This window comes from Mycobacterium riyadhense (assembly GCF_963853645.1).
Taxonomy (GTDB): domain Bacteria; phylum Actinomycetota; class Actinomycetes; order Mycobacteriales; family Mycobacteriaceae; genus Mycobacterium; species Mycobacterium riyadhense.
In genome coordinates this window covers 114,448-130,703 of record NZ_OY970457.1, presented here as the reverse complement: position 1 = coordinate 130,703, position 16,256 = coordinate 114,448, and the positions used below count along the sequence as shown (strand labels likewise).

At 74.1% G+C, this 16,256-nt stretch carries 4 protein-coding genes and 2 pseudogenes; 1 reads left to right on the top strand and 5 read right to left on the bottom strand.

Annotated elements, in window-relative coordinates:
• Positions 1-133: 133 nt before the first annotated feature.
• Positions 134-10,528, bottom strand: a complete 10,395-nt coding sequence (locus AADZ78_RS27530) for a PE family protein (RefSeq protein WP_341343653.1) — start codon at positions 10,526-10,528, stop codon at positions 134-136.
• 468 nt (positions 10,529-10,996) lie between these two features.
• Here AADZ78_RS27530 and AADZ78_RS27525 point away from each other — a divergent pair.
• Positions 10,997-11,169, top strand: a pseudogene (locus tag AADZ78_RS27525) (electron transfer flavoprotein subunit alpha/FixB family protein); the annotation flags it as partial.
• A gap of 163 nt (positions 11,170-11,332) precedes the next feature.
• On the opposite strand, the gene AADZ78_RS27520 reads toward AADZ78_RS27525, so the two are convergent.
• The 4 genes and pseudogenes from AADZ78_RS27520 to AADZ78_RS27505 form a co-directional block, all read right to left on the bottom strand.
• On the bottom strand, positions 11,333-12,148 hold the full coding sequence (locus AADZ78_RS27520; RefSeq protein ID WP_085252377.1) for an ExeA family protein: 816 nt from the start codon (positions 12,146-12,148) through the stop codon (positions 11,333-11,335).
• Positions 12,145-13,635, bottom strand: a complete 1,491-nt coding sequence (locus tag AADZ78_RS27515; RefSeq protein WP_085252376.1) for a DDE-type integrase/transposase/recombinase — start codon at positions 13,633-13,635, stop codon at positions 12,145-12,147. The genes AADZ78_RS27520 and AADZ78_RS27515 overlap by 4 nt, the downstream gene beginning before the upstream one ends.
• A gap of 127 nt (positions 13,636-13,762) precedes the next feature.
• Positions 13,763-14,911, bottom strand: a pseudogene (locus tag AADZ78_RS27510) (IS1380 family transposase); the annotation flags it as partial.
• Between the two features lie 56 nt (positions 14,912-14,967).
• Positions 14,968-16,203 (bottom strand): IS256 family transposase, encoded by a 1,236-nt coding sequence (locus tag AADZ78_RS27505; protein ID WP_204081902.1) that lies wholly within the window; start codon positions 16,201-16,203, stop codon positions 14,968-14,970.
• Positions 16,204-16,256: the final 53 nt, after the last annotated feature.

Sequence of the window (16,256 nt, the reverse complement as noted above, 5' to 3'; positions counted from 1 at the left end):
CCGGATCTGCTCGGTTGGCCAGGCATGGCGAGTCATCTTCGCAGACGGCGGCCGGGGATCTAAGCAGCGTCGCGCGACCAGCGAACCGGGTGAACAACTCCTCACCACCGCTGGATCACCTGCAAGGACACGATCACGAGCCGTGCTCCCCATCAGTCCCGGCGGAGCCGTGGACGCCGTCCGTACCGCCGGAACCGGCGGTACCGCCGGCACCGCCGCCGCCGCCGGTACCGCCGTCGCCGCCGCCGCCGAAGTTGCCGCCGTTGCCGCCGTTACCGCCGGTACCGCCGTCGCCGCCGTTGCCTTCGCCTACCTCAGTGCCGTCACCGCCGTTGCCGGCGTTCCCGCCGGTGCCGCCGTTGCCGCCGGCGCCGCCGACGCCACCGACAGAAGAGGCGTTACCGCCGTTACCGCCGGCACCGCCGGCGCCACCGTTACCGCCGTTACCGCCGGCATTGGCGTCGAAGGAGCCGGCGCCGTCACCGGCGTCGCCGCCGTTAGCGCCGGCACCGCCGGCACCGCCGTTTCCGCCGTTGGAGGAGTCGCCTCCGGCGCCGCCGGCACCGCCGTTACCGCCGTTACCGCCGGCACCGCCGGCACCGCCGGCGGTGCTCGTTGTTTCGCTGCTTAAGCCGCCATTGCCGGCGGCTCCGCCGTCGGCGCCGTCGCCGCCGTTGCCGGCGTTGCCGCTTTCTGAGCCGCCACCGGCACCGCCGTTGCCGCCGTTGCCGCCGCTGCCTCCGTCGGGACCAGGAATAGAAGTGTCGTACGACTGTTCGGAATTGCCGCCGGTGCCGGCCTTGCCTCCAGAGCCGCCGTTGCCGCCGGTGCCGGTCCCGGTACCGGCGCCGCCGTTGCCGCCGTTGCCGCCGTTGCCGCCGTTGGCGCCAGTACTTCCATGAGCATTGGTGGTGCCGCCGACGCCGTTGCCGCCGTTGCCGGCGGTGCCGCCGTTGCCGCCGTTGCCGCCGCTGCCGCCGCCGCTGCCGCCGTTGCCGCCGTTGCCGCCGTTGCCGCCGTTGCCGCCCCAGCCGCCGTTGCCGCCGGTGTCGCTGGTAACGGTGCCAGTGAAGCCGTCGATGCCGTTGCCTCCGTTGCCTCCGTTGCCTCCGTTGCCGCCGTTGCTGCCACCCGCGCCGCCGTTGCCTCCGTTGCCCCCGCTGCCGCTGCCGCTCGCGTTCGCCCCGATGGTGCCGGTGCCGTCGATGCCGGCGGCGCCGTCGCCGCCGTTGCCGCCGTTGCCGCCTTTGCCACCGACGCCGTTTCCTCCCCCGCCGGTGCCACCGTCGCCGCCGTCACCGCCGTCGCCGGCCGCGCCGCCGTCGCCGCCGGTAACTTGTGGGTTGTTGCCAGTGTAGGAACCACCGGTGCCGCCAGCACCGCCGTTGCCGCCGGTACCTCCGCCGCCGCCGACCCCGCTGGAGGCAGTGCCGCCGGCCCCTCCTTTGCCTCCGGTGCCGCCGGTGCCGGCGTCACCGGCGAAACTGTTGTCCTGACCGCTGGCAAGGCCCCCGTCGCCGCCGTTGGCGCCGTTGCCGCCGTTGCCGCCGGCCCCGCCATTGCCCGTGCCGGTGGCGTTGCCCCCGGCGCCGCCGGCGCCGCCAGTCGCGCCACTGCCACCGACACCGCCGAAGCCGTCCAGGGGGTTGGTGTTCTGGGCGCCTGTACTGGATGCGCCGGCGTTCCCGCCGGCCCCGCCGTCGCCGCCGTTACCGCTCCCAGAGGAGGCACCGCCGGCGCCGCCGTTGCCGCCGGCACCTCCGCTGGAGCCGGTCGTGCCCTCTCCCTCGTAATTGGCAGCGCCCGTAGAGCCGGCCGAGCCACCGGTGCCGCCGGCGCCTCCCTTGCCGCCGGCGCCGGTGCCATTGCCCGTTCCGCCGTTGCCGCCGTCACCACCGCTTCCGCCGGTGCCGGCGGACCCGCCAACGGCACCGGAGATATCGCCATCCTCGCCGTTTCCGCCGGTGCCGCCTTGGCCTCCATCGCCGCCGTTGCCTCCGGCGCCGTCGTCAGTGCCGCCGTTGCCGCCGCTGCCTCCTGCGCCCCCGGCACCAGCGGCGCCGCCGTTGCCGCCATCGCCCATGCCGAGGTCGCCCTCGTTGCCGTTTCCGCCGGTTCCGCCTTGGCCACCTTGGCCGCCGGCGCCGCCGTTGCCGGTGCTGCCTGATGCGTGGCCGCCGGCGCCGCCATTGCCGCCGTTGCCGGCGTTGCCGCCGTTGCCGCCGGAGGCAAAGTGGCCGCCGCCTTTGCCGGCATTGCCGCCGTTGCCGCCGGTGCCGGCTTGGCCACCACTGCCGCCGTCGCCGCCGTCTGTGCCGTTTCCGCCGGTGCCGCCGTTGCCGCCGTTGCCGCCGTCGCCGCCGGTGCCGCCATCGCCTATATCGCCGGTGCCGCCGGTGCCGCCGGTGCCGGCGTTGCCGCCGGTGCCGGCGTTACCGCCGTTGCCGCCTCCGGCGCCGTTGATGCCGGCACCGCCGTCGCCGCCGTTACCGCCGTTGCCGCCCCAGCCGCTTGTGCCGCCGCTCCAGCCAGTATCGGCGCCTTCGGCGCCTTCGGCGCCGTTGCCGCCGTTGCCGCCGTCGCCACCTTGGCCGCCGGTGCCGCCGGCGCCGTTGGCGCCCGCGGTGCCGCCGCTACCGGTCCCGGCGGCCCCGCCAGCGCCTGCGGCACCGCCGTTGCCGCCGTTGCCGCCGGTGCCGCCGGTGAAACCGCTGCCGCCGGTGCCGGCGGTGCTGGAGCCGTCGGCGCCGTCGCCGCCGGTGCCGCCTTGGCCGCCGGTACCACCATTGGTGCCAGCACCGCCAACACCGCCGCCAGCACCGCCCTGTCCACCCTGGCCGCCGGTGCCGCCGTCGCCGCCGGTGCCGCCAATACCGCCGCCGCCGGTGCCGCCGTTGCCGCCGTTGCCGCCGGTGCCCGCTTCGCCGCCTTTACCGCCGGTGCCGCCGCCGGCGCCGTTGATGCCGGCGCCGCCGGCGCCGCCGGTGCCGCCGTGGCCGCCGCTGCCGCCGTTGCCGCCGAACCAGGGGACAACGTCGTTGCCGCCGTTGCCGCCGTTGCCGCCGGTGGCGCCGTCACCGCCTTGGCCGCCGGTGCCGCCGGTGCCGTTGGCGCCGGCGCTGCCGCCGCTGGCGGCACCGCCCGCGCCGGCGGCGCCGCCCGCACCACCGTTGCCTCCACTTCCGCCGGCGGTCCCGTCGCCGCCGGTGCCTCCGGTGCTGCTGCTGCCATCGGCGCCGCTGCCGCCGTTGCCGCCGGTGCCGCCTTGGCCGCCGTTGCCGCCGGTGCCGCCGCTGCCGGCACCTGAGGCGGTGCCGCCGCTGCCGCCGCTGCCACCGGCGCCGCCTTGGCCACCGGTGCCGCCGGCGCCGCCGCTGTCATCGGTGCCGGTGCCGCCGCCACCGCCTTGGCCGCCGGTGCCGCCGGTGCCGCCGTTGCCGGCGTTGCCGGCGCCTGTGGCGTTGCCGCCATTGCCGCCGGCGCCGCCGTTGCCGCCGTCGGTGCCGTTGCCGCCGGCGCCGCCGTTGCCGCCGTCGGTGCCGTCGGTGCCGGTGCCGCCGGTGCCGCCGGTGCCGCCGTCACCGGCGTTGCCGCTGCCTGCGGTGTTACCGCCGGTGCCGCCGTTGCCGCCGTCGCCGCCGGCACCGCCGGTGCCGTCACCGTTGCCGGTGCCGGCGGTGCCGCCGGCGCCGCCGTTGCCTGCGGTGCCGCCGGTGCCGCCGGTGCCTGCGCCGCTGGAGGCATCACCGCCTATGCCGCCGTTGCCGCCGGTGCCTCCGTTGCCGGCATCGCCGCCGGTGCCGCCCGAGGCGGTGCCGCCGGTGCCGCCGGTGCCGCCGTTGTTGCCGGCGCCGCCGGCCCCGCCGTTGCCGCCGCCGTTACCGGCGCCGCCGGCACCGCCGCTACCACCGCTGCCGCCGCTGCCGCCTTTGCCGCCATCAGCGAAGGCGCCGGCACCGGCGCCGCCGGTACCGCCGTTGCCGCCGGTGGCGGCGCTACCACCGGCACCGCCGCTACCCCCATCGGTGCCGGCGCCACCGGCACCGCCTTGGCCGCCTTGGCCGCCGCTGCCGCCGGCACCGCCGGGGCCCGTGCCGAAGGAGGTGCCGCCTTGGCCGCCGGCGCCGCCGGCGCCGGCATCGCCGCCTTGGCCACCGGCCCCGCCACCGCTGCCGCTGATGCCGGCGCCACCGGCACCGCCTTGGCCGCCGGCCCCGCCGGCACCGGCGGTGCCGCCGTCGGAGCCGGCCAGCGAACCATCGCCGCCGGCGCCGCCGGCGCCGCCTTGGCCGCCGGTACCGCCCTTGCCGCCGTCGCTGGCGGTACCGTTGGCGCCCGCGCTGCCACCACCACTACCAGCGGCCCCACCGGCGCCGGCGGCCCCGCCGGCCCCGCCGGCCCCGCCGTCGCCGCCGGCGGTGCCATCACCGCCGGCGGTGCCATCACCGCTGGTGGAGCTAGTGCCGTCGGCACCGGCGGCACCGTTACCGCCGGCGCCGCCCGTGCCGGCGGCACCGGCATCGCCGCCTTGGCCGCCGGTGCCGCCGCCGCTACCGCCGATGCCGGCGCCACCAGCACCGCCTTGGCCACCGGCCCCGCCGTTGCCGCCGGTGCCGCCGTCCAAGCCAGCAAAAGAAGAAGAATCTTGTCCGCCGGTGCCGCCGTTGCCGCCGGCACCACCTTTGCCGCCGGCGCCGCCGTCACCGGCGGTGCCGTTGACGCCCGCACTGCCGCCACCGCCGCTGCCGGCGGCCCCACCGGCACCGGCCGCGCCACCATTGCCGCCGTTACCGCCGGCACCGCCAGCTGTACCGTCACCGCCGACACCGCTGGTGGAGCTGCTGCCGTCGCTGCCGCTGCCTCCGGCACCACCCTTGCCTCCGTCGGCGCCGTTGCCGCCGTTGCCGCCGCTGCCGGCGATGCCGCCGTTGGCCGCCCCGCCGGTGCCGCCGGCGCCGCCGGCACCGCCGTCACCCCCGTCACCCCCGTTCGCGCCGGTGCCGCTAGCGGCGTCGGTGCCGTCTAGGCCTACGGTGCCGTTACCGCCGTTGCCGCCGGTGCCGCCGGTGCCCGCAGTGCCGTTGGATCCGCCGCCGGTCGCGGTCCCGGCGGCGCCGGCCGACCCGCCGTTGCCGCCGTTGCCGCCGTCGGCTCCTATGCCGGTACTGCTGTCGCCGTCGCCGCCGTTGCCGCCGTTGCCGCCGTTGCCGCCGTCACCGGCGTTGCCGGTGCCGGCGGCGCTGCCGCCGCCGCCGGCGTCGCCGCCGTTGCCGCCGGCGCCAGCGGTGACAGTATCGGCGCCGGTGCCCCCGTTGCCGCCGTTGCCGCCGTTGCCGGCATTACCGCTGCCAAAGGATGCCCCGCCGGCCCCGCCGGCCCCGCCGGCCCCGCCCTTGCCGCCAACGCTGGTCACAAAGCCCCCACCGTTGCCGCCGAGGCCTCCGGTGCCGCCGTTGCCGGCATCACCGCTGCCAAAGGATGCCCCGCCGGCCCCGCCGGTGCCGGCGGTTCCGCCGTCACCGCCGGTGGTGCCGTTGCCGCCGGCGCCGCCAGCCCCGCCGTTACCCCCTCCACCGGCGTTGTCGCTAGCTGTGGCGCTGCCACCGGCCCCGCCAGCCCCGCCGGCCCCGCCGGCACCGCCGGCGAAGGTGCCGGCACCGCCGCTACCGCCGGTGCCGCCGGACGCAGCGTTACCTCCGGCCCCGCCGCCGTTGCCGGTGCCGCCGTCACCGCCGGCCCCGCCGGCGCCGGCATCGCCGCCGGCCCCGCCGTCACCAGCAATCGACTCACCACCATTACCGCCGTTGCCGCCGATAGCGGCGGTACCACCGGCGCCGCCGGCACCCCCGTCGGTGCCGGCGCCACCGGCACCGCCGGTACCGCCTTGGCCGCCGGTGCCGCCGTTACCGCCGGGGCCCGTGCCGAAGGCGATGCCGCCTTGACCGGCGGCCCCGCCGGCGCCGGCGTCGCCGCCTTGGCCACCGCTGCCGCCGCCGCTGCCGCCGATGCCGGCACCACCGGCCCCGCCGGCCCCGCCGGCACCGCCGTTACCGGCGTTGCCGCCGTCGAAGCCGGCGATCGCGCCGTCGGCGCCGGCGCCTCCCTTACCACCCGCCCCGCCGTGGCCACCGTTGCCGGCGTTACCGCCGACACCCGCGCTACCGGTGCCGGCGCCGGCGGCCCCACCGCTACCACCGACCCCACCAGCCCCGCCGGCTCCGCCGTTGCCGCCGGCGCTGTTGTCACCGTCACCACCGTCACCGCCGTTGCCGGCGGCGGCGCCGTTGCCGCCTTGGCCGCCGTTGCCGTTGGTGCCGCCGGCCCCGGCCGCCCCGCCCGCACCGCCAGCCCCGCCGGCCCCACCCGCGTAGCCGTCACCGCCGGCGGCCGCGGTGGCCCCGGCGGCGCCGTTATCCCCGGTCCCGCCATCACCACCGTTACCGCCTTGGCCGCCGGTGCCGGCGTTGCCGGCGACACCGGCGCTACCGGTGCCGGCGCCGGCGGCCCCACCATCACCGGCGGCTCCGCCGGTGCCGCCGTTACCGCCGTTACCGCCGTTGCTGTTGGCGCCGTTGCCGCCGTCACCGCCGTTGCCGGCGGCGGCGCCGTTGCCGCCTTGACCGCCGTTGCCGTTGGTGCCGCCGGCCCCGGCCGCCCCACCAGCCCCGCCAGCCCCGCCGGCCCCACCCGCGTAGCCGTCACCGCCGGCGGTTGCGGTGGCCCCGTCGGCGCCGTTATCCCCGGTCCCGCCATCACCACCGTTACCGCCTTGGCCGCCGATGCCGGCGTTGCCGGCGACACCGGCGCTACCGGCACCGCTGCCGGCGGCCCCACCATTGCCCGCGTTGCCGCCAGCCCCGCCGTTGCCGCCGTTTCCGCCGTTGCTGTTGTTGCCGTTGCCGCCGGTGCCGCCGTTGCCGGCGGCGGCGCCGTTGCCGCCTTGGCCGCCGTTGCCGTTGGTGCCGCCGGCCCCGGCGGCCCCGCCAGCACCGCCAGCCCCGCCGTTACCGCCGTTGTAGCCGTCACCGCCGGTGGCCGCGGTGGCACCGTCGGCGCCGTTATCGCCGGTCCCGCCATCACCACCGTTGCCGCCGTGGCCGCCGACACCGGCGTTACCGGCGACACCCGCGCTGCCGACGCCGGTGCCGGCGGCCCCACCGTTACCGGCGGCTCCGCCGGTGCCGCCGGTGCCGCCGTTACCGCCGTTGCTGTTGGCGCCGTTGCCGCCGGTGCCGCCGACACCGCCGGTGGCGCCGTTGCCGCCTTGGCCGCCGTTGCCGTTGGTGCCGCCGGCCCCGGCGGCACCACCCGCCCCGCCGGCCCCGCCGGCCCCGCCCGCGTAGCCGTCACCGCCGGCGGTCGCGGTGGCCCCGTCGGCGCCGTTATCGCCGGTCCCGCCGTTACCGCCAGCCCCGCCGGTGCCGCCGATACCGGCGTTGCCGGCGACACCGGCGCTGCCGGCGCCGGTGCCGGCCGCCCCACCGTTACCGGCGGCCCCGCCAACCCCGCCGTTACCGCCGTTTCCGCCGTTGCTGTTGACGCCGTCACCGCCGTTGCCGCCGACACCGCCGGTGGCGCCGTTACCGCCGGTGCCGCCGTTGCCGTTGGTGCCGCCGGCCCCGGCGGCCCCACCCGCCCCGCCAGCCCCGCCGGCCCCGCCCGCGTAGCCGTCACCGCCGGTGGTCGCGGCCGCGCCGGCCGCGCCGTTATCCCCGGTCCCGCCGTTACCACCAGCCCCGCCTTGGCCGCCGATACCGGCGTTCCCGGCACTGCCGGCGCTACCGGTGCCGGTGCCGGCCGCCCCACCGGCACCGGCGGCCCCGCCAACCCCGCCGGTGCCGCCGTTGCCGCCGTTGCTGTTGTTACCGGCCCCGCCGTTACCGCCGAGCCCGCCGGCCCCGCCGCTGCCGCCGGTGCCGCCGTTACCGTTGGTGCCGCCGGCCCCGGCCGCACCACCGGCCCCGCCGGTGCCGCCGGCCCCACCGTGGTAGCCGTCACCGCCGGTGGCCGCGGTCGCGCCGGCCGCGCCGTTATCCCCGGTCCCGCCGTTACCACCGGCCCCGCCGGTGCCGCCGACACCGGTGGTGCCGGTGTGGGCGCCCCAGCCGGCCCCGGCCGCCCCCCCAGTCCCGGCGACACCGCCGGTGCCGCCGTTACCGCCGTCACCGCCGTCGCTGCTGGCACCGGCCCCACCGGCCCCACCAGCCCCGCCGGTGCCGCCGTTACCGGCGGTGCCGCCGTTACCGGCGATCCCGATCACCGCTTTGCCCCCGGCACCCCCGGCCCCGCCGGTACCGCCGGTGCCGCCGTCCCCACCGGTGCCACCGGCGGTCGTAGCGTCACCGCCGGCCCCGCCGATCCCGCCGGTGCCGCCGGCCCCGCCGTGGCCGCCGAGCCCGATCAACCCCGCGGCCCCGCCGGCCCCGCCATCCCCACCGTTCGCGCCGTCCCCACCGGCCCCGCCGGCGGTCGCGGTGGTCCCGTCGTAGCCGGCCGCCCCGACACCGCCGGCACCGCCGTTACCGATCAACAGCCCGGCATCGCCGCCGCGGCCGCCGTCACCGCCGTAGCCGCCGCCCCCACCACCGGCCCCCCCGGACCCGATCAGGGTGGTGTTACCGCCGGCGCCGCCGGCCCCGCCGGCACCATCGATGCCGTTACCGGCCCCGCCGGCCCCACCGGCGCCGCCATCGCCGATCAAGACCGCGCCGGCCCCCCCGGTGCCGCCGCCCCCGCCGGTGGCGCCGGCGCCGCCGCGGCCACCGTTACCGCCATCACCGAACAATCCGGCGTCCCCACCGGCCCCACCGGCCCCACCACTGCCCCCGCTGCCGCTGCCCGTATCGCCGACACCGCCGGTGCCGCCGGCCCCGCCGTTGCCGTACAGCCAGCCGCCGTGCCCGCCGCGGCCGCCGGCACCGCCGGTGCCGTCCAGATCAGCTCCTCCGGCCCCGCCGGCCCCCCCGGCCCCGATCAACCCCGCGGCCCCACCACGACCACCGGCCCCACCGGAGGCCCCGCCCGCGCCACCGGCGCCGCCAGCGCCGCCGGCCCCGCCCGGGCCGTACAGCAATCCGCCCTGCCCGCCCTGCCCGCCGGCCCCGCCGGCCCCGTCCAGGTCAGACCCCCCGGCCCCACCGGCCCCACCGGACCCGATCAACCCCGCACCCCCACCACCGCCACCCGCACCGCCGGAGGCCCCCGCACCCCCGGCGTCCCCACCGCCACCGCCGGCCCCGCCCGGCCCATACAGCAGCCCGCCGCGCCCGCCGGCCCCGCCGATCCCCCCACCACCACCACCGGCCCCGCCGACCCCGCCGGCCCCCCACACCACCGCGGCCCCACCGGCCCCGCCGGCCCCGCCGGCCCCGGTGACCAGATCCGCACCCCCGCCACCACCACCGACCCCACCATTGCCGTACAGCCAGCCACCACGCCCACCCTCACCACCACCCCCACCAACACCGCCGACCCCGCCGGTATTGGCCCCGCCGGCCCCGCCGGCCCCCCCAGCCCCGAACACTCCCGCCGCGCCACCATCACCACCGGCGCCGCCGGAGGCCCCGGCCCCACCGATCACCCCACCGTCGCCGCCGGCGCCTCCACCACCCACCAGCCGGCCCCCGGCACCGCCGTGCCCCCCATCGCCGCCACCCACCCCGCCAGCGCCCCCGTCACCACCGCCACCCCACAACGGGGCCGCTCCACCGGCCCCACCAGCCCCACCACCACCGCTGGTGGCATCCCCGGCCCCGCCGGCCCCACCAGCCCCACCGGCGCCATAGACCACCCCGCCGCGCCCACCGGCCCCACCGGCCCCACCAAACCCGTTACCCCCGGCCCCACCAGCCCCACCCGCACCGCCATGACCCCACAACGGGGCATACCCACCGGCCCCACCCGCACCCCCACTACCCCCGCTCGTGGTCACGCTGCCCCCGGCCCCACCGGCCCCACCCGAACCCCACACCCAGCCACCGCGCCCCCCGGCCCCCCCAACCCCGCCGGCCCCCCCGGTCCCACCAGCCCCGCCGTTGCCGATCAACCCCGCCGACCCGCCCGCACCCCCGGGTGTGCCCGCATCACTGCTACTACCCCCATTGCCGCCGCTACCGAACAACCAGCCGCCATCACCACCGGCCTGACCCACCCCACCACTGGCCCCGTTGGCGCCGTTGCCGATCAACGCCCGCCCCGTCACCGCCACACTCGAGGCGTTCACCGCATCCAGCAGGCTCTGCGCCGCGGAAGCCTCCGCGCCCGCATACCCCCCCGCGCTGGCGGCCAACACCGCGCTGAACTGCTCATGAAACCCCGCCACCCGCCCCGCCAACACCTGATACTGGCGCCCATGCTCAGAAAACAACCCCGCGATCGCCGCCGACACCTCATCCTGTGCCGCACTAGCCACCGCTGTCGTCGCGCTTGCCGCCGCCGCGCTGGCCGCACTGATCGTCGACCCCAACACCGACAAATCCGCCGCCGCCGCCAACACCACCTGCGGAGACACCACCACAAACGACGACATGACAACCCTCCCACCAGACCGGCCACCACCCCCGGGCCGATACCGGCCCGATGACGCGCAGCCCACAGCCACCGACAACGACGAACACACCCTACGACCCCCACCACCCCAGCCCGCGCATTTCAGCGCACCCTTTGCGCGACCACCACCCCCACCCCCCCGCCACACTCAACACCTGTACAACACCACAACCCCAACCCCCACCCACAGTCACCAACCACAACCAACACCCCCACAAAACCCCGACACCACACCCACAATCCAACACGCCCAGTGACGCTGATCGCCTCAAAGGCGATAGCGTGGCGACGCCTGCCCAATCCCGCTGCGGTCCATCTCAAAGGGAGTCGCGCTCATCAAATCCACCGAGAAGCCCCACCGCGACCAGCACTTTGACACGTGTTCTCAATGCTCAATTGGGAATTAGGTATCGCCCGTCGTGCTGGCGGGGCGCCGTGGTCGATTCCCGGCTGTTACCCGGGCCAGTTCCAGGTGAGCCAGACCGGCAAGACGGTGTCGGCCCCAGCTCTACATCCGCTGGGTTTCGGGGCCATCGAGCACCGCGCGGGCAGGCAAACTTCCAAGACGATCGTCGCGCTGGACAAGGACCAAAGGCACCCATCTTCGAAATCGCCGACCACGTGTTGAGCGTCATTCAGGATGACGATGACGGCGTCATTGGGATTGAAGCGATCCGATAAGGCGAACGGCCCCGCTCGGCATGCTGAGCGGGGCCGTTGTGGGCGTGTTGACGGCGTTGTCGCCGGGCTGACGCGGTGGTGGTCGGGTTGATGCGGACTGGGTTCAATCCGTGGCGGTTTCGGTGATGGCGATGCGTGCTGCCTTTTCGTCGACGATGCTGTGATCGGCGGCGAACGCGGCGGTCAGTGCGTGCAGGGCCAGGTTGTTGACTGCGCGGGGGTGACCGCGCGAGGCGTTGTGGATCAGCCCGATGGCGTCTTCGGAGAACAGGGTGTCGGCTCGTCCGGAGATTTTGCAGTGGTGGCGAATGTAGTCAGCGGTGTCGGCGCCGTTCATCCCGCCGATGTGATAGCGCACGGCGATGCGCTGGTCCAGTCCGGCGAGCACGCCCAGCCGCAGTCGCTGGCGCAGGCTGGGTTGGCCGATCAGGATGACCGCGAAGGGCGATCCAGAGTCCATGTCGTGGTTCGTTAACAGCCGGATCGCTTCGAGCTGATGGTTGTCCAAGAGGTGGGCTTCGTCGACGACCAGGACGGGGTTGCGGCCTCGTTCGGCGTGTTCGGTGGCCAGCGCTTCAGCGGCTTGTGGCGTTAGGACGGAGCGGTGGAAGGCCGGGGTGTGCCCGAGGGTGGCCACGACGTGGGTCAGCATGCCGCGCACTCCGACGGTGGGGTTGGCCAGGTAGATGAATATGTGGCGGGACGGATCCAGGCTGGCGGTGGTAGCCCGCACGGCTACGGTCTTGCCTGCGCCGACCTCGCCGGTGATCACCCCGATCGCGTGCTGGTCCACACACCAGCTGATGCGGGCGACCGCCTCACCGTGGCCGCTATGGCGGTGCAGCATGCTCGGTGCCAGGTCACGCCCGAACGGCATCCGAGTGAATCCCCAATGTGATTGCAGCCGTTGAATACTCATGCCGACGTCTCTCCTTGTGAGTCGATGTTGTTTTCGATGTCGTCGATGGATAGCTGGCCGGGGATTTCGCTGTCATCGCCGTAAAGGGCGTGATACCCGATGCGTTCGTCGCGGCGCAGCTGCTCGTCGTGGGCGGCCGCGGTCAACGTCAGATAGTCGATCCCGGTCGCCGCCGGCGGCTCGGGCTCGGGTGTTTCGGGTTTGGCTTTCGGGTGGGTGTGGCGGGAGATCTTGTGCGGCAGGGCTTTCCCATAGGACTTGTCGTGGTAGCGGACCTCGATGGTTTCCAGGTCGAATGGGCAAAACACCAGCTCTACCCGCCGACCAACCAGCACTGGATCGACCTGGTAGGTGTTGGTGTGCAGCGACACGGTGGCGGTCTTGGTGACCACGCGGTATTGCGACCACAGGAACGCCTCGGTCAGCGCGTCAGCGCCCGGCATGGCCGGGGTGCGGCCCAGTCGGTCCCAGCCGGCCTGCCACCGCGCCAGCGGTGCTTGCCCGGTTTCGGTATGCACACGGCGGTGGTATTGGGTTTCCACCCAGGCCATGAACAACCGGTTGAGCTCCAACAACGCGGTGGCGTCATCGACGCCGGCGGCGGCGAGGTCCTCGCTGGTGGTGTCGGTGACCTCGACGAGGAACTGTTGGCGCACGCTGCGAAACCAGCGTTCTATCTTGCCCCGTCCTTGAGGCCGGCCTGGTTGGGAATGGATCAGGCGCACACCGAGTTTCGCGCAGGCCCGCAGCAGCCACGCATCGACGAAGGCGCTGCCGTTGTCGACGTAAATCCCGCCGGGAACACCGCGTGCGGCCAGCGCCGGGCGCAACGCTGCGGCCAGGCGCACCGTGTCTTCGGCGAAGCCGAACCGGTAGCCGACCGCCAGCCGGGAGTGATCGTCCAGGAAGGCAAAAAGGTAAGTTTTGCGGTCACCCACCCGTGGCCCGTGCAGCGCGTCGCCGACCCAAATCTGGTTGGGGTCGGTGGCCTCGAACCGGCCGAACACCGCCGGGGCTTCACCGGCATTCGGGCCTGTCAACTCCAGTCGGTGGAAATGACGCAGCAGGGTCGACTCTGAGGGCGTCCACCCGGTCGCGGTGCGCAGGATGCGGGCCACCTGCGCCACGGTGCGGCCCGGATTTTCCCGCTTGAGCGAGGCTGCTAGCTCCAGCACCTGGGCATCGGTGCGCGCGGCCAGCCGCCGCGGTGTCGGTACCAGCGCCTCGAACCCGCCGGTGCGGTAGCGGCGGATCCAGCGGTCCAGCGTCTCGCGCGAGACTCGGGTCTGGTTGCCGAACGGGTCGGTGTGGGTAGTGGTGGCGATCTCGCGCACCAGTTTGCCGCGCTGCTTGCTCGATAGCCCCTCATCCAGGGCCGGGCAGATCAGCTGGTAACGGAACAACCCGATCGCGTGGGCTCGCTCGCGGCGCTTTTGTTCCTCTAACCTCGATTTTTCGTAGTGATTGGCGTGGGCTCGGTTTGACACCGAGTTGTGTTGGTGGGTAGTGGTTTTGGTGTGGTGGCATGGGTGGTCGGTCCCGTGTCGTCGGGTGGGACGGGCGTTCCCAGGGCCGGTGGGTCTTTCATCGTCGGTGGGTCAGGTGGGCCGGGTTCTATCCGAAGCCGGTGCGGATGGTGTGCCAGGCGGTCGCGATCGCTGCGGCCCAGCGCCAGGTGGCGTCGATACGTAGCCGCAGTTGGCGGGCGCCGCGGGTGATGCGGGCCGCGGTGTGCAGGACTCGGTAGCGGAAGGTTGCGATTTCGGCGCGGGCCAGTGCCGGGTGGCTACGAAAGCCGATCAGGCGGGCCCAGGTGACCAGGTCGGCTGCGGTCAGGGCGATTTCGAGCCAGGCGGCGTTGGCCCAGAAGGAGTGACACGGCAGGTTGCCTAGGCCGGTGGCTTTGAGTTCACGGATGCGGTCTTCGACGCGGGCGTGCTGGCGGTGCCGCAGTTCCAGGCCGGCGACCTGCCCGGGTACGACGCCGGGTTCGGTGTCGGTGATGAACGCGGTGACCCGCATCCCGTCGGCGTCGGTGAACCGCAGTTGCGCGCCGGGGTGGGGTCGTTCTTTACGCAGGATAAGCCGGGTTCCGGCCGGCCAGGAGGCCAGGTTGACCAGGGGTGTGGCCTCGGCAACCCAGGCGCCGTCACGGATACCGCCGTCGGTGTCGATCGCCGGATACCAGCACTGACCGATGTTGAGGGTGTCCACGGCGTCCTGCACGCGGGCATCGACGGGGTAGCCGAAGGAGAACCCGACTCCGGCGGTGCGGCATGCCTCGGCGAAGCTGTGGGTGGCTCCGGCGGTGTCGCAGCGCACCAACACCTGCGGCGCGTCCGGGTTCAGCGGGTCGGGCCGCCATGCCGCGGGCAGGGCGGTCAGTGCCTGTTCCAGGACGATGATGTGGTCGCTGGCGGTGTTGGAACCGGCGTTGCCGTTGCGCAGCAGCCCGGCCAGGGCTTCCCCTCCGGCGATCTCGGGGCGGTCCAGAAACGCCAGCAGTGGATGGTGGCCGTAGCTTTTCTTCCATGTCGCCGCCGCGCCGGTCTTGTTGTCGGAGTGATCGACCACCAGGGTGGCGTCGATATCGATGTGCAGCCAGCCCTCATCGGTGGGGGCGGCTCCGGCTTGCCATGCTGCTGCCCGCGCGGCGGCTCGGGCTGCCCGCACCCCGGGTAGGTGCGTGGCGTCGATCCGCTCATCGATCAGCCGCCACATCGTGGTCGTCGACGCTTTCGCCCCGAACGCATGCTCACGGTCACGAGCCTGTCATGAATTTTGTGTAAGTCAGAGGTGATTTGACTACGAATTGTATTCTAACACAACGGAATTCGCCCCGGGAAGAGCCTGGCGAGTGTGTTCAATGCAATGGTCCAGTTCGGCGTTCCGGTGCCTGAATAGCCTCCTCTCTCGCTGGAGATGTTGCGCAGCCCGAGATACAGCAACTTCATCGCGGCGTCTTTGTCGGGGAAATGGCCGCGGTTTTTGGTGATCTTGCGCAGCTGGAAGTTGATCGACTCGATCGCGTTGGTGGTGTAGACGATTTTGCGCAATTCGACCGGATAATCCAGGAACGGTACGAATTCGGGCCAGGCATTGCGCCACACATCGATCGCCCCAGGGTACTGCTGGCCGTAGACGGTATCGAATTCCTTCAGTGCCAACTCGGCGGCATCCACGGTCGGCGCGGTGTAGATCGCCCGCATGGACGAGGCCACCTTCTTGCGATCCTTATAAGACACGAACCGCATCGCGTTGCGGATCACGTGCACCACACAGGTCTGCACCACGGTCTCGGGGTAAATCGAGCGGATCGCATCCGGCAGTCCGGTCAGCCCGTCGCAGCAGGCGATCAGGATGTCACGCACCCCGCGGTTACGTAGGTCGATGACCACTTTCTGCCAGAACTTGGCCCCCTCGGAGTCTTGGATCCAGCAGCCCAGGGCATGTTTGCGGCCCTCGAGATCCACCCCAATGGCCAGATAGGCCACCTTGGTGGTGATCACCCCGTTGTCGCCGATCCGCAGCCGCAAACCGTCGATGTAGAGGATCGGATAGACCTCCTCGAGTGGGCGGGCCTGCCAGGCCTTGATCTCATCGACCACCACCTCGGTGATATTGGAGATCAATTCCCGTGACACACTGGCCCCGTACACCTCCTCGAGATGGGCTTCGATATCGCGGGTGGTCATGCCGCGCGAATACAGGGACAACACAACGGAATTGATGTTGGAAAGCCGGCGGGTCTTTTTCGGCACGATCGCCGGCTCAAACGATCCGTTGCGATCACGAGGAACTTTGATACCGACCGGGCCATTAACGGTGGCCACGGTTTTCGGTGTCGAGCCGTTGCGGGAATTACCCGACCCGCGCCCGGCCGGATCCCCCGACTCGTACCCAAGATGATGCGTCAGCTCCGAATTCAGCGCACGTTCTAGCACCGCCTTGGTCAATTCGTTGAGCAAACCATCCGCACCGTCGATCGCGGACCCCGATTTCACCGCATCCTTGATCAGCGAATCCAAGGTCTCCGCGGTGAACGTCTCCGCCAGCCGCCGCGCCGCAGTCTTCTCTTCAGCCGGCGCCTGCGTGGTCTTCGTCACAA

Coding starts and splice junctions, on each gene's coding strand:
- AADZ78_RS27530 (WP_341343653.1), bottom strand. CDS start 10,528: ATGTCGTCGTTTGTGGTGGTGTCTCCGCAGGTGGTGTTGGCGGCGGCG.
- AADZ78_RS27520 (WP_085252377.1), bottom strand. CDS start 12,148: ATGAGTATTCAACGGCTGCAATCACATTGGGGATTCACTCGGATGCCG.